Genomic DNA, 18,388 nt, shown 5'->3' with positions numbered 1-18,388 from the left:
CTGTGATCTGATTATTCATCAGCAATGCTTGCTGGCGGCCAGTTCTCAAGGCGCATGCCCAGAGAAAGACCACGCGAAGCCAGCACATCTTTAATCTCGGTAAGAGATTTTTTACCAAGGTTAGGCGTTTTAAGCAGCTCAACCTCGGTACGCTGTACCAGATCACCGATGTAGTGGATAGCTTCTGCCTTAAGGCAGTTAGCAGAGCGGACAGTCAATTCCAGATCGTCAACAGGGCGCAGCAGGATCGGATCGAATTCTGGTTTCTCTTCTTTAACTTCCGGCTGACGTACATCACGTAAGTCAACGAAAGCTTCAAGTTGTTCAGCCAGAATGGTTGCCGCACGACGAATCGCCTCTTCAGGATCGATTGTGCCGTTGGTTTCCATTTCGATGACCAGCTTGTCCAGGTCGGTGCGCTGCTCTACACGCGCTGCTTCAACATTGTAGGCGATACGGTCTACAGGGCTGTAGCAAGCGTCAACTAACAGGCGGCCGATTGGGCGCTCATCTTCTTCCGAATGAATTCGGGCAGAAGCCGGCACATAGCCACGTCCACGCTGAACTTTGATACGCATGCTGATAGCAGCGTTCTCATCGGTCAGATGGCAAATGACATGCTGAGGCTTGACGATTTCGACATCACCATCATGGGTAATGTCGGCTGCAGTCACAGGGCCAATGCCAGATTTATTCAGGGTCAGAATAACTTCATCTTTACCCTGAACTCTTACCGCCAGCCCTTTCAGGTTGAGCAGGATTTCCAGGATATCTTCCTGTACGCCCTCTTTGGTGCTGTACTCATGAAGTACACCATCAATTTCAACCTCGGTCACCGCGCAACCCGGCATGGATGAAAGCAGAATACGGCGCAGTGCGTTACCAAGAGTATGGCCAAAGCCACGCTCTAAAGGCTCAAGGGTCACCTTGGCGTGCGTCGAACTCACTTGCTCGATATCTACCAGGCGCGGTTTTAGAAACTCTGTCACAGAACCCTGCATTGTGTCCTCTCTTTGGTACTAAGCCTTACTTGGAGTAAAGCTCGACGATCAGGTGTTCGTTAATGTCCGCAGACAGATCAGTACGTTCAGGAATACGCTTGAACACACCTTCCATCTTAGTCGCATCAACTTCCAGCCAGGTTGGCTTTTCACGCTGCTCAGCCAGCTCCAGAGCGGCCTTCACGCGAGATTGCTTTTTGGCTTTCTCACGGATGCTAACGACATCATTCGGAGATACCTGATAAGAAGCGATGTTAACAACGCGGCCATTTACCAGAACAGACTTATGGCTCACCAGCTGACGTGCTTCTGCACGAGTGGCACCAAAGCCCATACGATAAACTACGTTGTCCAGACGACCTTCCAGCAGAGCCAACAGGTTTTCACCGGTGTTGCCTTTCAGACGAGCTGCTTCTTTATAATAGTTACGGAACTGACGCTCCAGCACGCCGTAGATACGACGAACTTTCTGCTTTTCACGTAACTGACCGCCGTAATCAGACAGACGCGGTTTACGCGCACCATGCTGACCAGGGGCTTGTTCAATCTTACACTTGGAATCAATCGCGCGAACGCCAGACTTAAGGAATAAGTCAGTGCCCTCACGACGGCTCAGCTTGAGCTTAGGACCCAAATATCTTGCCATTTTCTTTCTCCAACTATCCTAAAAAAACGGGCGTTATACGCGACGTTTTTTCGGCGGACGACAACCGTTATGAGGGATCGGAGTCACATCAGTAATATTAGTGATGCGGAAACCAGCGGCGTTCAAAGCACGAATCGTAGATTCGCGTCCTGGACCCGGACCCTTTACCATAACTTCCAGGTTCTTAATTCCGTAATCTTTTACCGCTTCTGCACAGCGCTCTGCAGCGACCTGAGCAGCAAACGGAGTGGATTTACGTGAACCGCGGAAACCGGAACCACCGGCGGTTGCCCAACCCAGTGCGTTACCCTGACGATCAGTAATGGTAACGATGGTGTTGTTAAAAGAAGCATGGACATGAGCCACGCCATCTGAGACTTGTTTTCTTACACGCTTGCGTGCACGAACTGGTGCCTTTGCCATTATTTACTCACCCCGATTATTTCTTGATCGGTTTACGCGGACCCTTACGGGTACGTGCGTTGGTCTTAGTACGCTGACCGCGAACCGGAAGACCACGACGATGGCGCAAACCACGGTAGCAACCAAGGTCCATAAGACGCTTGATGCTCAGGGTGATTTCACGGCGCAGATCACCTTCTACAACGAATTTCGCAACTGCATCACGCAGCTGATCAATTTGTTCTTCAGACAGCTCACTGATCTTAACATTTTCAGCAATACCCGTTGAAGCGCAGATGGCTTTTGAACGGGTTTTACCGATACCGAAGATCGAAGTTAATGCGATAACGGTATGTTTTTGATCAGGAATGTTAATGCCTGCTATACGGGCCACTATGCACTCCTATAATTAAACAAGCACGTCCCATGCTGAAAAGCCCGTTTTCAGGATACTCAAATGGAAACGCACTGACATACAAAAGATTGGCTGGCTAATCTAGCCAGCTCAACCCGACTTTGCAAGAAAAATATGTGACAAAATCAGCCTTGGCGCTGTTTATGCTTAGGCTCGGCGCTACAAATCACACGGACGACACCGTCGCGACGAATGATTTTGCAGTTACGACATAATTTCTTGACGGAAGCACGAACTTTCATTTTTACTCTCCGTAACTTCTCAACCAACTGAATTAACGGCCGTAGCCTTTCAGGTTAGCTTTCTTCAGTGCCGACTCGTACTGACTTGACATCATCAGAGTTTGCACTTGAGCCATAAAGTCCATGATGACGACAACTACGATAAGCAGTGACGTACCGCCAAAGTAGAAGGGAACCTTCATCGCATCACGCATGAACTCCGGGATAAGGCAGATAAACGTAATGTACAGGGCGCCGATTAAGGTCAGTCGCGTCATTACTTTATCAATATACTTCGCCGTTTGCTCTCCCGGACGAATTCCCGGTACGAATGCACCAGACTTCTTCAGGTTATCTGCTGTTTCACGTGGGTTGAAAACCAACGCCGTATAGAAGAAACAGAAGAAGATGATTGCAGTCGCATAGAGTAGCACATAAAGCGGCTGTCCTGGCTGCAAATACAGCGAAATTGTTGTCAGCCAGTTCCAACCGGTACCGCCCCCAAACCACGATGCAATCGTTGCCGGGAACAGAATAATGCTGGAAGCGAAGATAGCTGGAATAACACCCGCCATGTTCACTTTCAACGGTAAATGTGTGCTCTGTGCAGCGTAAACGCGACGACCCTGCTGACGTTTTGCGTAGTTCACCACAATGCGGCGTTGACCACGTTCAACGAAGATAACAAAGAAGGTCACTGCGAATACGAGTACTGCAACCAACAGCAACAGAAGGAAGTGCAGGTCGCCTTGCCGCGCTTGCTCGATGGTATGGCCAATGGCCGGCGGGAGACCCGCAACAATACCTGCGAAGATAATGATCGAAATACCGTTACCGATACCACGTTCAGTAATCTGTTCGCCCAGCCACATCAGGAACATCGTTCCCGAGACCAGACTCACAACAGCGGTAAAGTAGAAAGCAAAGCCTGGATTCATTACCAGGCCTTGCATCCCTGGCATATTCGGCAGACCGGTAGCAATACCGATCGACTGGAATATGGCCAATACCAACGTACCGTATCGGGTGTACTGGCTAATCTTACGACGGCCAGCCTCCCCTTCTTTCTTAATTTCCGCTAACGCTGGGTGAACCACCGTTAATAACTGGATAATAATCGATGCCGAAATATACGGCATGATGCCCAGTGCGAAAATAGAAGCACGGCTGAGAGCACCACCAGAGAACATGTTAAACATTTCAATGATGGTGCCACGCTGTTGCTCAAGCAGTTTGGCAAGTACAGTGGCATCAATACCAGGGATTGGAATAAAAGAGCCAATACGGAAGACAATGAGTGCGCCGATTACAAACAGCAGTCTGCGTTTCAGCTCACCAAAGCCACCTTTGGCACTTTGAAAATCTAATCCCGGTTGTTTAGCCATCTGCTACTTATTCCTCGATTTTACCGCCAGCAGCTTCGATTGCAGCACGTGCACCTTTGGTGACACGCAGACCGCGAACCGTTACCGGTGTAGAAACTTCACCAGACAGAATTACTTTAACGAATTCAATCTGAACACCGACAATGTTGGCTGCTTTCAGCGCGTTCAGGTCGACGATACCGCCTTCAACTTTCGCCAGATCAGACAGACGAATCTCTGTGGTGATCATTGCTTTGCGAGAGGTGAAACCGAACTTCGGCAGACGACGGTACAGAGGCATCTGACCACCTTCGAAACCGCGACGTACGCCACCGCCAGAACGTGAGTTCTGACCTTTGTGACCACGACCACCGGTTTTTCCGAGGCCAGAACCGATACCACGACCCAGACGCTTGGTAGCGTGCTTAGACCCTTCGGCCGGAGACAGAGTATTTAAACGCATCTCTTACTCCTCCACTTTAACCATATAGGAAACCGCGTTGACCATACCGCGTACTGCTGGCGTGTCTTCACGCTCAACGGTGTGGCCAATACGACGCAGACCCAGGCCAACCAGAGTGGCTTTATGCTTAGGCAAGCGGCCGATTGAACTACGGGTTTGAGTGATTTTAATAGTCTTAGCCATCGTGATTACCCCAGAATTTCTTCAACGGATTTACCACGCTTAGCAGCGACCATTTCCGGAGATTTCATATTGCCCAGGCCATCGATAGTTGCACGAACCACGTTAATCGGGTTTGTAGAACCATACGCTTTTGCCAGTACGTTATGAACTCCAGCGACTTCCAGAACGGCGCGCATTGCACCACCGGCAATAATACCGGTACCTTCTGAAGCCGGCTGCATGAACACGCGGGAACCCGTGTGTGCACCTTTAACTGGGTGCTGCAGGGTGCCGTTGGTCAGCGCGACGTTAACCATGTTGCGACGGGCTTTCTCCATCGCTTTCTGGATCGCTGCTGGAACTTCACGCGCTTTACCGTAACCAAAACCTACGCGACCATTACCATCGCCTACCACAGTCAGTGCTGTGAAGGAGAAGATACGACCACCTTTAACAGTTTTAGAAACACGGTTTACCGCGATCAGTTTTTCCTGCAGTTCGCCAGCTTGTTTCTCGATGTGTGCCATCTTAGACCTCTACCTTAGAACTGAAGGCCAGCTTCACGGGCAGCATCTGCCAGTGCCTGGACGCGACCATGATATTGGAAACCGGAACGGTCGAAAGAAACACCAGTGATGCCTTTTTCGATTGCGCGTTCTGCGATAGCTTTACCTACTGCAGCTGCGGCTTCTTTATTACCGGTATACTTCAGTTGTTCAGTGATAGCTTTTTCTACAGTAGAAGCAGCGACCAGAACTTCGGAACCGTTCGGGGCGATTACCTGTGCGTAAATATGACGCGGGGTACGATGTACCACCAGGCGAGTAGCACCCAGCTCTTTGAGCTTGCGACGTGCACGGGTCGCACGACGGATACGAGCAGATTTCTTATCCATAGTGTTACCTTACTTCTTCTTAGCCTCTTTGGTACGCACGACTTCGTCGGCGTAACGGACACCCTTGCCTTTATAAGGCTCAGGACGACGGTAGGCGCGCAGGTCCGCTGCAACCTGACCAATCAGCTGTTTATCAGCGCCTTTCAGCACGATCTCAGTCTGAGTTGGACATTCTGCAGTGATACCCGCGGGCAGCTGGTGATCGACTGGATGAGAAAAGCCCAGAGACAGGTTGACCACGTCGCCTTTAACGGCTGCACGATAACCTACACCAACCAGCTGCAGCTTCTTAGTGAAGCCTTCGGTAACACCGATAACCATTGCGTTCAGCAGCGCGCGAGAAGTACCCGCCTGCGCCCAGCCGTCAACGAAACCTTCGCGCGGAGCGAAAGTCAGAGCGTTGTCAGCATGCTTAACTTCAACAGCATCATTGATAGTACGAGTCAGCTCGCCGTTTTTACCTTTAATCGAAATTACCTGACCGTTGAGTTTTACCTCTACGCCGGCAGGAACAACGACAGGTGCTTTAGCAACACGAGACATATGTATCCTCCGATTACGCTACGTAGCAGATAATTTCGCCACCAAGACCTGCCTGGCGCGCTGCACGATCAGTCATGACACCTTTAGATGTAGAAACTACAGCGATGCCCATACCGGCCATTACCTTTGGCAGCTCATCTTTTTTCTTATAGATGCGCAGACCAGGACGGCTTACTCGCTGAATGCTTTCTACAACAGCTTTGCCCTGGAAATACTTGAGAGTAAGTTCCAGTTCCAGCTTGATGTCGCCTTCGATTTTGAAATCTTCAATATATCCTTCTTCCTTCAGAACGTTGGCAATTGCCAATTTCAGCTTGGAGGAAGGCATGGTGACCGCAACTTTGTTTGCGGCCTGACCGTTACGGATACGGGTCAGCATATCCGCGATCGGATCTTGCATGCTCATCTGTGTTACTCCCGTGATTCAATTGGTGACAATTACCAGCTAGCCTTTTTCAGGCCCGGGATTTCACCGCGCATGGCGGCTTCGCGGACCTTGATACGGCTCAACCCAAACTTCCGCAGGAAACCGTGCGGACGACCTGTTTGACGGCAGCGGTTACGCTGACGCGAAGGGCTGGAATCACGCGGCAGACTCTGCAGCTTCAGAACAGCATCCCAACGATCTTCGTCGGAAGCGTTCACATCAGAGATGATCGCTTTCAGTTCAGCGCGTTTAGCGAAGAATTTGTCTGCTAATTTTGCACGCTTAACTTCGCGTGCTTTCATAGATTGCTTAGCCATTAAGTAACCCTACCTTACTTACGGAACGGGAAGTCAAAGGCAGCCAGCAGAGCACGGCCTTCATCATCAGATTTCGCAGTAGTGGTAATGGTGATATCCAAACCACGAACGCGATCGACTTTGTCGTAGTCGATTTCTGGGAAGATGATCTGCTCACGTACACCCATGCTGTAGTTGCCACGACCATCGAATGACTTAGCGGACAAGCCACGGAAGTCACGGATACGTGGAACAGCAATGGTGACCAGACGCTCAAAGAACTCCCACATGCGCTCGCCACGCAGAGTTACTTTACAGCCGATCGGATAGCCCTGACGGATTTTGAAGCCTGCAACTGATTTGCGTGCTTTGGTGACCAGCGGTTTTTGACCGGAGATTGCTGCCAGGTCAGCTGCTGCGTTATCCAGCAGTTTCTTGTCAGCGATCGCTTCACCAACACCCATGTTCAGGGTGATCTTCTCGACCCGAGGGACTTGCATGACAGAATTGTAGCCAAACTCTGTCATGAGTTTCTGGACTACTTCGTCTTTGTAGTAATCATGCAGTTTCGCCATCGTACTACTCCAAATTACTTGATAGTTTCGCTGTTAGACTTGAAGAAACGGACTTTTTTGCCGTCTTCGAATCTAAAGCCTACACGGTCAGCCTTACCAGTTGCCGCGTTGAACAGTGCAACGTTAGAAACCTGAATAGCAGCTTCTTTTTCAACGATGCCGCCTGGTTGGTTCAGGGCCGGGACCGGCTTCTGATGTTTCTTAACCAGGTTGATACCTTCAACGATGACCTTACCAGAAGACAGGACATTCTTAACTTTACCGCGCTTACCTTTATCTTTACCGGTTAACACGATAACTTCGTCGTTACGACGGATTTTAGCTGCCATTGTTCGCTCCTTAGAGTACTTCTGGTGCCAGAGAGATAATTTTCATGAACTTTTCAGTACGAAGTTCACGAGTTACCGGCCCAAAAATACGCGTACCGATAGGCTGCTCACTGTTATTGTTCAGAATAACGCATGCATTACCATCGAAGCGAATGACAGAACCGTCCGGGCGACGAACACCCTTCCTGGTGCGCACCACTACCGCCTTCAGGACATCACCTTTTTTGACTTTACCACGAGGAATTGCTTCCTTGATGGTAACTTTGATGATGTCACCGACGCCTGCGTAGCGACGGTGCGAGCCACCCAGAACCTTGATACACATTACGCGACGTGCACCGGAGTTGTCGGCGACGTTCAGCATAGTCTGTTCTTGGATCATTTTAGTGCTCCGCTAATGTCAACTACTACTTCGGGACCTAAACCTCAGGTCGTTAGAAAGCCCCATAATTGAGGGCGCGGCATTGTAACACCGGTTCTCACAGATGGGTAGAAAAAATAAACGGCTCTCAATCGAGCCGCTGATTTTCCCTGATGACAGGGAGGGCGTATTCTAGGGAATAGTGCGAACAGTAGCAAATGTAATCTGCCTTATTTTTCGTCGCCTTCCAAATTAAGTGCCCTTCTGACTCAATCAACCAGCTTTCTGGCTAGTTGGTTATGCTGACGCAGTATGGCTGGCAGGTCAATTCCGGCCAGTTCTCCGTTACGCACCCTGACTTTACCGTTAATGATGCTGTAAGCGACCTGGCCGGGATTACAGAATACCAGCGCAGCAACGGGATCGTGCCCTGCCCCGGCAAGACCAATACGATTGAGGTCAAAAATAGCCAAATCAGCCATCATGCCCGGCGCAATAGCGCCCACGTCATTGCGATTCAGCACTTTTGCTCCCCCCAGCGTCGCCAGTTCGAGTGCCTGACGCGCCGTCATCGCATCCGGGCCGAACCCCACGCGTTGCAGCAGCATGGCCTGACGTACTTCTGCCATCATATCTGCGCTGTCATTGGAGGCAGAACCATCCACCCCCAAACCGACATGTACTCCGGCATCGCACATGTGCCTTATCGGCGCAATGCCCGAGCCGAGACGCATGTTTGAGCACGGACAGTGCGCGATACCTGTCCCTGTACGCGCAAATAACTCAATACCGGGCTGATCCAGTTTGACGCAGTGTGCATGCCAGACATCCGGGCCTACCCAGCCGAGGTCTTCAACATACTGCGCGGGTGTCATGTTGAACTTTTCGCGGCTATATTGGATATCACTGTCATTCTCCGCCAGATGCGAATGCAGAGAGACGTTGAAGCTGCGTGCCAGTGCAGCGGATTGCTTCATCAGCTCACGGCTGACCGAGAACGGTGAACATGGCGCAACCACAATGCGTAGCATCGAGCCATAGCTGTCATCGTGATAGCGCTCAATCACCCGCTGCGTATCCTTCAGAATGGCTGCTTCACTCTCAACCAGCGAATCGGGCGGCAGGCCACCCTGTGATTGACCGACACTCATGCTGCCCCGGCTCGCATGGAAACGCATACCCATTAAGGATGCAGCTTCAATGCTGTCGTCAAGCTTACAACCATTAGGGTAAACATAGAGGTGGTCACTGGTGGTGGTGCAGCCGGAGAGGATCAACTCGGCCATTGAGATCTGCGTTGACACCTGAATCATCCCGGGCGTTAAATTCTGCCACAGTGGATAGAGGTGAGTCAGCCAGTTGAACAGTTCACCATTTTGCACCGCAGGAATAGCGCGGGTCAGGCTCTGGTACATATGGTGATGCGTATTGATCAGGCCTGGAATAACAATGTGTCCCTGGAGATCAATCACCTCGTCGGCGTTATCAGGTAATGAGTCTGCTTCTCCAACCGCAGCAATTTGATTTCCTTTTATCAAAATACTGGCGTGTCGTATTTCCTGACGGTCAGCATCCATGCAGACCACATAGTCGGCATTCTTCAGTAACAGCGTTCGTGTCATAAACTTGCCTGTGGGTTGTCAGTGGTTATGTGCTATCCGATATTAGCGGCAAGTTTTTGGCTGAGACAATAGCAGGCAGTGCAGTGACAGTTGCTGGGGTGACAGGTAGTGCGGTGAACGGTGAAAACGTTCAACGGTAGCCGACACAATCAATCATGACTCTCCATTTTCAAGACTCATCACTTCCCTGGCGATGATAATCCGCCCGCTCCCGTGTGGCATTTTCAGGTCGCATTGACTGATGAACCGCAGGACCCACGGGCTCCCCGTTAAATTTGTGAACGCTCTCAGACTTGTACAACCACTGGCATGAATGGAACAGGCCAGATACCAGGCAAAAAAAAACCCCCTGCCGAAGCAGAGGGTTTCTCAGAAAAAACAATTCTTATTACAGAACCGCTTTCTCGATTACGCGAACCAGGGTCCAGGATTTAGTCTTGGACAGTGGACGGCATTCGCGGATTTCTACCACGTCACCAATTCCACATTCATTGTTCTCGTCATGGATGTGCAGCTTAGTCGTACGTTTGATGAATTTGCCGTAGATCGGGTGTTTCACAAAACGTTCGATAGCAACAACTGCAGATTTCTGCATTTTGTCACTTACTACACGACCCTGCAGAGTACGGATTTTATCGGTCATTACGAACCCGCCTTCTCAGTCAGTAAAGTCTTAACGCGTGCAACATCACGGCGCACCTGTTTCAGCAGATGGGTCTGCTGCAGTTGGCCAGATGCTGCCTGCATGCGCAGGTTAAATTGCTCACGCAGCAGATTAAGCAGCTCAGTGTTCAGCTCTTCAACGCTTTTTTCACGCAGCTCTGTTGCTTTCATTACATCACCGTCTTAGTTACAAAGGTGGTTTTGATAGGCAGTTTTGCTGCTGCCAGCTTGAATGCTTCACGGGCCAGCTCTTCTGGTACGCCGTCCATTTCATACAGGACTTTACCAGGCTGGATCAGGGCAACCCAATACTCTACGTTACCCTTACCTTTACCCATACGCACTTCCAGCGGCTTCTCGGTGATCGGTTTGTCCGGGAATACTCGGATCCAGATCTTACCTTGACGCTTAACTGCACGGGTCATAGCACGACGTGCTGCTTCGATCTGACGAGCAGTCAGACGACCACGGCCAACAGCTTTCAGACCGAAAGTACCGAAGCTGACATCCGTACCCGCAGCCAGACCGCGGTTACGGCCTTTGTGCACCTTACGGAATTTCGTACGCTTTGGTTGTAACATCAGCGACTCTCCTTACTTACGGCCTTTACGCTGCTGCTTTTTAGGTTGAGCAGCCGGTTCCGGTTGTTCAACAGCAGCCATACCACCCAGGATCTCACCTTTGAAGATCCATACCTTAACGCCGATTACACCATAAGTGGTGTGCGCTTCAGAGGTGTTGTAGTCAATGTCAGCACGCAGTGTGTGCAATGGCACGCGACCTTCACGATACCATTCGGTACGTGCGATCTCGGCGCCACCCAGACGGCCGCTAACTTCGACTTTAATACCCTTCGCGCCAAGACGCATGGCGTTCTGAACCGCACGCTTCATAGCACGACGGAACATCACACGACGCTCCAGCTGTGAAGTGATGCTGTCAGCTACCAGTTTCGCGTCCAGTTCCGGCTTGCGGACTTCGGCGATATTAATCTGTGCAGGAACGCCAGCGATTTTCGCGACGACCGTGCGCAGTTTTTCTACATCTTCGCCTTTCTTACCGATGACGATGCCCGGACGAGCGGTGTGAATAGTCACACGGATGCTCTTCGCAGGACGCTCGATAACGATACGAGAGACAGATGCTTTAGCCAGTTCCTTAGTCAGGAACTGACGTACTTTAAAATCGCTGTCCAGGTTGTCAGCGAATTCATTGGTGTTCGCAAACCAGGTAGAGTTCCATGGTTTTACAATACCCAGGCGAATACCATTAGGATGTACTTTCTGACCCATTGCTAGTCTCCAGAGTCTCAGCGATCGGACACAACCACAGTAATGTGGCTGGTGCGCTTCAGGATGCGATCTGCACGACCTTTGGCACGCGGCATAATGCGTTTCATGGTCGGACCTTCATCAACGAAAATTTTCGTGATTTTCAGATCGTCGATATCAGCGCCATCGTTGTGTTCGGCGTTAGCAATGGCAGATTCCAGAACTTTTTTGACCAGTACAGCCGCTTTCTTATTGGTGTAGGTCAAAATGTCCAGTGCCTGCGACACTTTCTTACCGCGAATCAGGTCAGCAACAAGGCGAACCTTCTGAGCAGAAGAACGAGCGTGGCGATGTTGAGCTAAAGTTTCCATCTCTTCCTCCTACTTATTTCTTCTTGGCTTTTTTATCAGCCGCGTGACCGCGATAAGTACGTGTCGGCGCGAATTCACCCAGTTTGTGACCAACCATTTCGTCGGAAACAAAGACAGGAACGTGCTGACGACCATTATGGACAGCGATGGTCAAACCGATCATGTTAGGAAAGATCGTTGAACGACGGGACCAAGTGCGCAAAGGCTTCTTGTCACCGCTTTCCACCGCTTTCTCTACCTTCTTCAGCAAGTGCAGGTCAATAAAAGGACCTTTCTTGAGAGAACGTGGCATGGCTTATCCTCTAATATTATTTGCTACGGCGACGTACGATAAACTTATCGGTACGCTTGTTGCTACGGGTCTTCTTACCTTTGGTCTGAACGCCCCACGGAGTTACCGGGTGCTTACCAAAGTTACGACCTTCACCACCACCGTGCGGGTGATCAACTGGGTTCATCGCGGTACCACGAACGGTCGGACGAACACCACGCCAACGGGCTGCACCGGCTTTACCCAGAACGCGAAGCATGTGCTCAGCGTTGCCGACTTCGCCCAGTGTTGCGCGGCAGTCAGACTCGACTTTACGCATTTCACCTGAACGCAGACGCAGGGTAACGTAAGAACCTTCACGCGCAACGATCTGCACATAAGCACCAGCTGAGCGAGCAATCTGACCGCCTTTGCCTGGTTTCATTTCTACGTTATGCACGGTTGAACCCACCGGGATGTTACGCATCGGCAGAGTGTTACCTGCTTTGATCGCAGCATCAACGCCAGATTGAATCTGGTCGCCGGCTTTCAGGCCTTTAGGGGCCAGGATGTAACGGCGCTCGCCGTCTTTGTACAGAACCAGTGCGATGTTCGCAGAGCGGTTCGGATCGTACTCAAGACGTTCAACAACTGCCGGGATACCATCTTTGTTGCGTTTGAAGTCAACAATACGGTAAGCCTGCTTGTGACCACCACCGATATGACGGGTAGTGATACGACCATTGTTGTTACGGCCACCGGATTTGCTGTTTTTTTCTACCAGCGGGGCGAATGGTTTGCCCTTGTGCAGCTCCGCGTTTACCACTTTAACTACATGGCGACGACCCGGAGATGTCGGTTTACATTTAACAACTGCCATTGTCTTTCTCCTCCGACTTACTCAGCGCCGCCAGCGAAGTCCAGATTCTGGCCTTCTTTCAGGGTGACGTAAGCTTTTTTCCAGTCGCTACGACGACCGATACGCTGTCCTTGACGCTTAACTTTGCCCTTAACTACCAGGGTGTTTACGTCTTTAACTTCTACTTCGAACAGTTTCTCAACAGCAGCAACGATCTCTGCTTTGGTCGCGTCATTAGCAACTTTGAGAACGATGGTATTGGTTTTTTCCATCGCGCTAGATGCTTTTTCAGATACGTGCGGCGCGCGCAGTACTTTCAGCAGACGTTCTTCACGGATCATGCCAGCATCTCCTCAACTTGCTTAACTGCATCAGCAGTCATAACGACTTTGTCGAAGGCGATCAGGCTAACTGGGTCGATACCGGATGCATCACGCACGTCAACCTTGTACAGGTTACGCGCAGCCAGGAACAGATTCTCATCCAGTTCACCGGTGATGATCAGCACGTCTTCCAGAGCCATGTCTTTCAGTTTCTGTACCAGCAGCTTGGTTTTCGGTGCTTCTACAGCAAATGATTCGACAACGATCAGACGATCTTGACGTACCAGTTCGGACAGGATGCTTTTCAGCGCGCCGCGGTACATCTTTTTGTTAACTTTTTGACTGTGGTCCTGTGGCTTCGCAGCAAAGGTCACACCACCTGAACGCCAGATTGGGCTCTTTACAGAACCTGCACGCGCACGGCCGGTGCCTTTTTGACGCCATGGCTTTTTGCCTGAACCAGTTACTTCGGCGCGAGTTTTCTGCGCACGAGTACCCTGGCGGGCGCCAGATGCGTAAGCAACAACAACCTGGTGAACCAGCGCTTCGTTGAAATCACGACCGAAGGTAGTTTCGGAAACAGTCAGCGCGCTCTGCGCGTCTTTCAATACTAATTCCATTGCTATCCCCTTACGCCTTCACAGCTGGTTTAACGATCAGGTCGCTACCGGTAGCACCGGGAACTGCACCTTTAACCAGCAGCAGGTTGCGCTCAGCGTCAACACGTACCACGTCCAGACTCTGAACGGTTACGCGCTCATTACCCAGCTGACCTGCCATTTTCTTGCCTTTGAACACTTTGCCCGGAGTCTGGTTCTGACCGATTGAACCCGGAACGCGGTGAGACAAGGAGTTACCGTGAGTAGCGTCCTGGGTACGGAAGTTCCAGCGCTTAACGGTACCGGCGAAACCTTTACCTTTAGAGGTACCGGTTACGTCAACTTTTTTAACTTCAGCGAAAATTTCAACGCTGATGCTCTGACCTACAGAGTATTCTTCACCTTCAGCGGTGCGGAATTCCCACAGGCCACGGCCAGCTTCAACGCCAGCTTTAGCAAAATGACCAGCTTCAGGTTTGGTCACACGGTTTGCTTTTTTAGCACCGGTGGTAACCTGAATTGCCTGGTAACCATCGTTTTCCAGGCCTTTGACCTGAGTAACGCGGTTCGCTTCAACTTCGATTACGGTGACGGGGATAGAAACGCCATCTTCAGTGAAGATGCGGGTCATGCCCACTTTTTTACCGACTAAACCAATCATTGTTTCAACCTCTCAATCGCTCGATGACCTGATTAACCCAGGCTGATCTGCACGTCAACACCGGCAGCCAGATCCAGACGCATCAGAGCATCAACGGTTTTTTCAGTTGGCTCAACGATGTCTACCAGACGCTTGTGAGTGCGGATTTCGTACTGATCACGCGCATCTTTGTTAACGTGCGGAGAGATCAGAACAGTAAAACGCTCTTTGCGGGTTGGCAGCGGGATTGGACCACGAACCTGCGCACCAGTGCGCTTGGCGGTCTCAACGATTTCCGCGGTTGATTGATCGATCAGACGATGATCAAACGCTTTAAGACGGATACGGATTCTTTGGTTCTGCATGAGACCAGAGCTCCAAACTTTTTATAGACGAAAAAAATTACTACTCGAGCCCATTACGATTGATGGGAGAGTGTAATCGTTCAGCATATAACTCCACAATTGGGAGTATTGTCAGGCGGCCTAAAATTCAGCCGTCTGCGATTCTGCTCGAATCGCGCCTGCAATATCTGCAGGCCCGCGCATTATACGTAAATCTGTTCAGGAAGCAACCCGTGTTGCGCTTTTCCCTGCTAAATAGTGGCCGACGTGTGAGGCACGCGTCGCACTGAACTGCCTTAAGGCTGATAAATCATGGATTCAATTGTGAGCACATTTCCGGGGTTCCTCATTCGCAGATGACACAGAACAGCAAGCCGGTGAGAGTGTTCGTCACCTTTTACCTGGAGCATAACCATGTCCCTGCCCTTTATTACTCAAATCGCTGTTCTGGCTGGCGGAGGTGCATTAGGAAGCTTTCTGTCTCTGGCCTGTGCGCGCTTCTCTCCTGCCCTCCCTCCTGACCAGTGGTTTGCCTCACTCTGCTTCCCCGGGTCACGGTGCACCCATTGTCAGCAGCGCCTGCTATGGGGCGATAAACTGCCTCTGGTCAGCTGGCCAGTCTTAAAAGGACGGTGTCGTTTCTGCAATCAGCTATTCAGCGAATCGAGCTTTGTCATGGAATGTCTGACTGCAATGCTCTGTCTGCTGGTGCTACAAAGCGTTACCCATTCTGCAGACGCGATTTTTATTATTGCGGCCTCTGGCCTGTTGCTACTGGTGGCGGCTATTGATTGTCGCCACTACTGTATACCCGACCCGCTGAGCTATCTGCTGCTCTGGCTGGGATTACTGCACGCCTCACTAACCGGAAATGAAACAGCGGCGATATGGGGCGCCCTGACTGGATACTGTGCGTTGTGGCTGCTTGCCTGGGGCTATCGGCTGGTAAGGGGGTTTGAAGGATTAGGCTATGGCGATATCAAGCTTTTCGCAGCGCTAGGTGCCTGCTGTGGCTGGCAGGCATTACCCTGGATTGCGCTGGGTGCTACAGTTCTGGCGTTAGCGACCATCGTGATGTTGCAACGACGGGGCGTAGTCCAGATGGACAGCCCGCTACCCTTTGGGCCGTTCCTGGCCATTGCGGGCTGGGTGATGCTTGTACTTCAGGCGCGGTTCACTCTTCTTTGATTTGAGCCTGCAAATAGTTCTGGATGCCCATCCTCTGGATGAGCTCAAGCTCCGTCTCAATCCAGTCGATGTGGTGTTCTTCATCCGCCAGGATTTCAATCATCATGTCACGGCTGACGTAATCATGAACTTTATCAGCATAGGAGATAGCTTCACGAAGATCTTTAGCCCCTTCCAGCTCCAGATTCAGGTCTGAACTCAGCATCTCCTCAACGTCTTCTCCAATACGCAGACGTCCCAGATCCTGAAGATTTGGAATGCCTTCAAGAAAAAGAATGCGCTCAATATATTTGTCAGCATGCTTCATCTCATCGATTGATTCGTGATACTCCACATCATTGAGGCGCATCAGTCCCCAGTTTTTAAACATGCGTGCATGCAGAAAGTACTGGTTGATAGCAACCAGTTCATTTCCAAGCAGTTTATTGAGATGACTAATAACTTTGATATCACCCTTCATTGTTAACCCTCCGCGTCTGATTTATTAGAGCGTAGATGCGGTTAAAAAGAAGTCAAAAAAGCGTGACAGATATTGTGGGTATTCACACACCGATGTTCGTCAGGCTATCTCTTTATAGAGCGGCGGATTTTGCATCTCTTCATCCAGGATTTCACGCGCAGCACGAACGCATTTGCCGCATTGTTTGCCTACTGGCACAAACTGACGCAGTTGCTGGATAGACTCAGGCTGATAGCGACGCACGACTTCACGAAGGGTTTTATCACTGATGGCATTACAAAGGCAGACGTACATTGATTCATCACTCTGGTACATTTTCTATACACAGTGTAAATGCGAATAGTTTTTATTTCAAACCCACCCTTTGCAGGGTTATGGCTTATTCAGAGCAAAAAAAAAGAGCACCGAAGTGCTCTTTTATCTGTGTTGCAGTGGCCGTTTGCACGACTACAGCAGATATCACAATTAAGCGATAACTTTAGCAACAACACCCGCGCCAACGGTACGGCCGCCTTCGCGGATTGCGAAGCGCAGACCTTCGTCCATTGCGATTGGGTGGATCAGGGTAACAACCATTTTGATGTTGTCGCCTGGCATGACCATTTCAACGCCTTCTGGCAGCTCTACTGAGCCGGTTACGTCAGTTGTACGGAAGTAGAACTGTGGACGATAGCCTTTGAAGAACGGAGTATGGCGACCACCTTCGTCTTTAGACAGAACGTAAACTTCTGACTCGAACTGGGTGTGTGGCTTGATTGAGCCTGGCTTAGCCAGAACCTGGCCACGCTGGATGTCTTCACGCTTGATACCGCGCAGCAGAACACCACAGTTTTCGCCTGCCTGACCCTGGTCCAGCAGCTTACGGAACATCTCAACACCGGTACAGGTTGATTTCGCAGTATCTTTGATACCAACGATTTCAACTTCGTCGCCGACTTTAACGATGCCGCGCTCAACACGACCGGTAACAACAGTACCACGGCCAGAGATTGAGAATACGTCTTCGATTGGCAGCAGGAACGGCATGTCGATCGCACGCTGTGGTTCTGGGATGTAGTTATCCAGATGCTCAGCCAGTTCGATGATTTTCGCTTCCCACTCAGCTTCGCCTTCCAGCGCTTTCAGAGCAGAACCACGAACGATTGGAGTGTCGTCGCCTGGGAAGTCATATGCTGACAGCAGGTCACGAACTTCCATTTCTACCAGTTCCAGCAGCTCTTCATCATCAACCATGTCACACTTGTTCAGGAACACGATGATGTAAGGAACGCCAACCTGACGACCCAGCAGGATGTGCTCACGGGTCTGTGGCATTGGGCCATCAGTCGCAGCAACAACCAGGATCGCGCCATCCATCTGCGCAGCACCGGTGATCATGTTTTTCACATAGTCGGCGTGGCCTGGGCAGTCAACGTGCGCATAGTGGCGGGTTGGGGTTTCATACTCAACGTGTGAAGTGTTGATGGTGATACCACGTGCTTTCTCTTCTGGTGCGTTATCGATCTGATCGAATGCACGAGCCTGACCGCCGTAAGTTTTAGACAGTACGGTGGTGATAGCTGCAGTCAGGGTGGTTTTACCGTGGTCGACGTGACCGATGGTGCCCACGTTTACGTGCAGTTTGTTACGCTGAAATTGCTCTTTCGCCATGGCGATAATTCCTTACGTTGTGCCTTCACCCTTTAGGTGAAGGCATCA

At 50.7% G+C, this 18,388-nt stretch carries 32 protein-coding genes; 1 reads left to right on the top strand and 31 read right to left on the bottom strand.

Annotated elements, in window-relative coordinates:
• Positions 1-11: 11 nt before the first annotated feature.
• The 28 genes from rpoA to rpsJ all read right to left on the bottom strand — a co-directional run bounded on the left by rpoA (position 12) and on the right by rpsJ (position 15,063).
• The gene (gene rpoA / locus IAI47_RS02245) at positions 12-1,001 is read right to left on the bottom strand and encodes a DNA-directed RNA polymerase subunit alpha (protein ID WP_003850179.1); all 990 of its coding nucleotides are present in this window, start codon (positions 999-1,001) and stop codon (positions 12-14) included.
• A 25-nt stretch (positions 1,002-1,026) separates the two neighbouring features.
• Positions 1,027-1,647 (bottom strand): 30S ribosomal protein S4, encoded by a 621-nt coding sequence (gene rpsD, locus IAI47_RS02240; RefSeq protein WP_008927131.1) that lies wholly within the window; start codon positions 1,645-1,647, stop codon positions 1,027-1,029.
• Positions 1,648-1,680: 33 nt separating this feature from the next.
• Positions 1,681-2,070, bottom strand: a complete 390-nt coding sequence (rpsK, locus tag IAI47_RS02235; RefSeq protein ID WP_004160563.1) for a 30S ribosomal protein S11 — start codon at positions 2,068-2,070, stop codon at positions 1,681-1,683.
• Positions 2,071-2,086: 16 nt separating this feature from the next.
• Positions 2,087-2,443, bottom strand: coding sequence for a 30S ribosomal protein S13 (gene rpsM, locus IAI47_RS02230; protein ID WP_003850176.1), 357 nt, complete (start codon positions 2,441-2,443; stop codon positions 2,087-2,089).
• Positions 2,444-2,589: 146 nt separating this feature from the next.
• Positions 2,590-2,706, bottom strand: a complete 117-nt coding sequence (rpmJ, locus tag IAI47_RS02225) for a 50S ribosomal protein L36 (RefSeq protein WP_004160566.1) — start codon at positions 2,704-2,706, stop codon at positions 2,590-2,592.
• A 32-nt stretch (positions 2,707-2,738) separates the two neighbouring features.
• Positions 2,739-4,070: a preprotein translocase subunit SecY gene (gene secY / locus IAI47_RS02220; RefSeq protein ID WP_003850175.1), complete on the bottom strand. Its 1,332-nt coding sequence runs from the start codon at positions 4,068-4,070 to the stop codon at positions 2,739-2,741.
• Positions 4,071-4,077: 7 nt separating this feature from the next.
• Positions 4,078-4,512 carry a 50S ribosomal protein L15 gene (rplO, locus tag IAI47_RS02215; protein WP_003850168.1) on the bottom strand — a complete coding sequence of 145 codons (435 nt, stop codon included), beginning with the start codon at positions 4,510-4,512 and terminating at the stop codon, positions 4,078-4,080.
• Positions 4,513-4,515: 3 nt separating this feature from the next.
• Positions 4,516-4,695: a 50S ribosomal protein L30 gene (rpmD, locus tag IAI47_RS02210; protein ID WP_003850166.1), complete on the bottom strand. Its 180-nt coding sequence runs from the start codon at positions 4,693-4,695 to the stop codon at positions 4,516-4,518.
• 5 nt (positions 4,696-4,700) lie between these two features.
• On the bottom strand, positions 4,701-5,201 hold the full coding sequence (rpsE, locus tag IAI47_RS02205) for a 30S ribosomal protein S5 (RefSeq protein WP_003850164.1): 501 nt from the start codon (positions 5,199-5,201) through the stop codon (positions 4,701-4,703).
• Between the two features lie 14 nt (positions 5,202-5,215).
• Positions 5,216-5,569 carry a 50S ribosomal protein L18 gene (gene rplR, locus IAI47_RS02200; protein WP_003850163.1) on the bottom strand — a complete coding sequence of 118 codons (354 nt, stop codon included), beginning with the start codon at positions 5,567-5,569 and terminating at the stop codon, positions 5,216-5,218.
• A 9-nt stretch (positions 5,570-5,578) separates the two neighbouring features.
• A complete protein-coding gene (rplF, locus tag IAI47_RS02195) occupies positions 5,579-6,112 on the bottom strand; it encodes a 50S ribosomal protein L6 (RefSeq protein WP_003850161.1) in 534 nt (177 codons plus the stop codon).
• A gap of 13 nt (positions 6,113-6,125) precedes the next feature.
• Positions 6,126-6,518 (bottom strand): 30S ribosomal protein S8, encoded by a 393-nt coding sequence (gene rpsH, locus IAI47_RS02190; RefSeq protein ID WP_003850158.1) that lies wholly within the window; start codon positions 6,516-6,518, stop codon positions 6,126-6,128.
• 32 nt (positions 6,519-6,550) lie between these two features.
• On the bottom strand, positions 6,551-6,856 hold the full coding sequence (gene rpsN, locus IAI47_RS02185) for a 30S ribosomal protein S14 (RefSeq protein ID WP_008927132.1): 306 nt from the start codon (positions 6,854-6,856) through the stop codon (positions 6,551-6,553).
• 14 nt (positions 6,857-6,870) lie between these two features.
• Positions 6,871-7,410 (bottom strand): 50S ribosomal protein L5, encoded by a 540-nt coding sequence (rplE, locus tag IAI47_RS02180; protein ID WP_003850155.1) that lies wholly within the window; start codon positions 7,408-7,410, stop codon positions 6,871-6,873.
• A 14-nt stretch (positions 7,411-7,424) separates the two neighbouring features.
• A complete protein-coding gene (gene rplX, locus IAI47_RS02175) occupies positions 7,425-7,739 on the bottom strand; it encodes a 50S ribosomal protein L24 (protein WP_003850150.1) in 315 nt (104 codons plus the stop codon).
• Between the two features lie 10 nt (positions 7,740-7,749).
• Positions 7,750-8,121 carry a 50S ribosomal protein L14 gene (gene rplN / locus IAI47_RS02170; protein ID WP_006120590.1) on the bottom strand — a complete coding sequence of 124 codons (372 nt, stop codon included), beginning with the start codon at positions 8,119-8,121 and terminating at the stop codon, positions 7,750-7,752.
• Positions 8,122-8,369: 248 nt separating this feature from the next.
• Positions 8,370-9,722, bottom strand: coding sequence for an 8-oxoguanine deaminase (locus IAI47_RS02165; protein WP_008927133.1), 1,353 nt, complete (start codon positions 9,720-9,722; stop codon positions 8,370-8,372).
• A gap of 388 nt (positions 9,723-10,110) precedes the next feature.
• Positions 10,111-10,365, bottom strand: coding sequence for a 30S ribosomal protein S17 (rpsQ, locus tag IAI47_RS02160; RefSeq protein WP_003850147.1), 255 nt, complete (start codon positions 10,363-10,365; stop codon positions 10,111-10,113).
• Positions 10,365-10,556: a 50S ribosomal protein L29 gene (gene rpmC / locus IAI47_RS02155; protein ID WP_003850146.1), complete on the bottom strand. Its 192-nt coding sequence runs from the start codon at positions 10,554-10,556 to the stop codon at positions 10,365-10,367. Before rpmC ends, rpsQ begins: the two co-directional genes overlap by 1 nt.
• Complete coding sequence (rplP, locus tag IAI47_RS02150) at positions 10,556-10,966, bottom strand: 50S ribosomal protein L16 (RefSeq protein WP_008927134.1); 411 nt, start codon at positions 10,964-10,966, stop codon at positions 10,556-10,558. Before rplP ends, rpmC begins: the two co-directional genes overlap by 1 nt.
• 12 nt (positions 10,967-10,978) lie before the next feature.
• On the bottom strand, positions 10,979-11,677 hold the full coding sequence (rpsC, locus tag IAI47_RS02145) for a 30S ribosomal protein S3 (protein ID WP_008927135.1): 699 nt from the start codon (positions 11,675-11,677) through the stop codon (positions 10,979-10,981).
• A 17-nt stretch (positions 11,678-11,694) separates the two neighbouring features.
• Complete coding sequence (gene rplV, locus IAI47_RS02140; RefSeq protein WP_008927136.1) at positions 11,695-12,027, bottom strand: 50S ribosomal protein L22; 333 nt, start codon at positions 12,025-12,027, stop codon at positions 11,695-11,697.
• Positions 12,028-12,040: 13 nt separating this feature from the next.
• Positions 12,041-12,319 (bottom strand): 30S ribosomal protein S19, encoded by a 279-nt coding sequence (rpsS, locus tag IAI47_RS02135; RefSeq protein WP_001138115.1) that lies wholly within the window; start codon positions 12,317-12,319, stop codon positions 12,041-12,043.
• Positions 12,320-12,335: 16 nt separating this feature from the next.
• Positions 12,336-13,157, bottom strand: coding sequence for a 50S ribosomal protein L2 (rplB, locus tag IAI47_RS02130; RefSeq protein ID WP_008927137.1), 822 nt, complete (start codon positions 13,155-13,157; stop codon positions 12,336-12,338).
• 17 nt (positions 13,158-13,174) lie between these two features.
• Positions 13,175-13,477, bottom strand: a complete 303-nt coding sequence (gene rplW, locus IAI47_RS02125; protein ID WP_003850708.1) for a 50S ribosomal protein L23 — start codon at positions 13,475-13,477, stop codon at positions 13,175-13,177.
• Positions 13,474-14,079, bottom strand: a complete 606-nt coding sequence (gene rplD / locus IAI47_RS02120) for a 50S ribosomal protein L4 (protein ID WP_003850711.1) — start codon at positions 14,077-14,079, stop codon at positions 13,474-13,476. The genes rplW and rplD overlap by 4 nt, the downstream gene beginning before the upstream one ends.
• A gap of 10 nt (positions 14,080-14,089) precedes the next feature.
• Positions 14,090-14,719 carry a 50S ribosomal protein L3 gene (gene rplC / locus IAI47_RS02115; RefSeq protein WP_003850712.1) on the bottom strand — a complete coding sequence of 210 codons (630 nt, stop codon included), beginning with the start codon at positions 14,717-14,719 and terminating at the stop codon, positions 14,090-14,092.
• A gap of 32 nt (positions 14,720-14,751) precedes the next feature.
• Positions 14,752-15,063 carry a 30S ribosomal protein S10 gene (rpsJ, locus tag IAI47_RS02110; RefSeq protein ID WP_001181005.1) on the bottom strand — a complete coding sequence of 104 codons (312 nt, stop codon included), beginning with the start codon at positions 15,061-15,063 and terminating at the stop codon, positions 14,752-14,754.
• A gap of 393 nt (positions 15,064-15,456) precedes the next feature.
• Here rpsJ and IAI47_RS02105 point away from each other — a divergent pair, with 393 nt between their 5' ends.
• Entirely contained in the window at positions 15,457-16,230 is a 774-nt protein-coding gene (locus IAI47_RS02105) for an A24 family peptidase (protein WP_008927138.1), read from the top strand.
• Here the strand turns inward: IAI47_RS02105 and bfr are convergent.
• From bfr to tuf, 3 genes are all read right to left on the bottom strand, one after another.
• The gene (gene bfr, locus IAI47_RS02100) at positions 16,217-16,690 is read right to left on the bottom strand and encodes a bacterioferritin (RefSeq protein ID WP_008927139.1); all 474 of its coding nucleotides are present in this window, start codon (positions 16,688-16,690) and stop codon (positions 16,217-16,219) included. The two genes, IAI47_RS02105 and bfr, sit on opposite strands and share 14 nt — an antisense overlap.
• Before the next feature lie 99 nt (positions 16,691-16,789).
• Positions 16,790-16,984, bottom strand: coding sequence for a bacterioferritin-associated ferredoxin (bfd, locus tag IAI47_RS02095; RefSeq protein WP_008927140.1), 195 nt, complete (start codon positions 16,982-16,984; stop codon positions 16,790-16,792).
• 171 nt (positions 16,985-17,155) lie between these two features.
• Complete coding sequence (tuf, locus tag IAI47_RS02090) at positions 17,156-18,340, bottom strand: elongation factor Tu (protein ID WP_105099977.1); 1,185 nt, start codon at positions 18,338-18,340, stop codon at positions 17,156-17,158.
• Positions 18,341-18,388: the final 48 nt, after the last annotated feature.

Source organism: Pantoea sp. MT58, from assembly GCF_014495885.1.
GTDB lineage: Bacteria > Pseudomonadota > Gammaproteobacteria > Enterobacterales > Enterobacteriaceae > Pantoea > Pantoea eucalypti.
The sequence above is the reverse complement of the archived record's forward strand: the minus strand, read 5'-3'. Positions and strand labels throughout refer to the sequence as shown.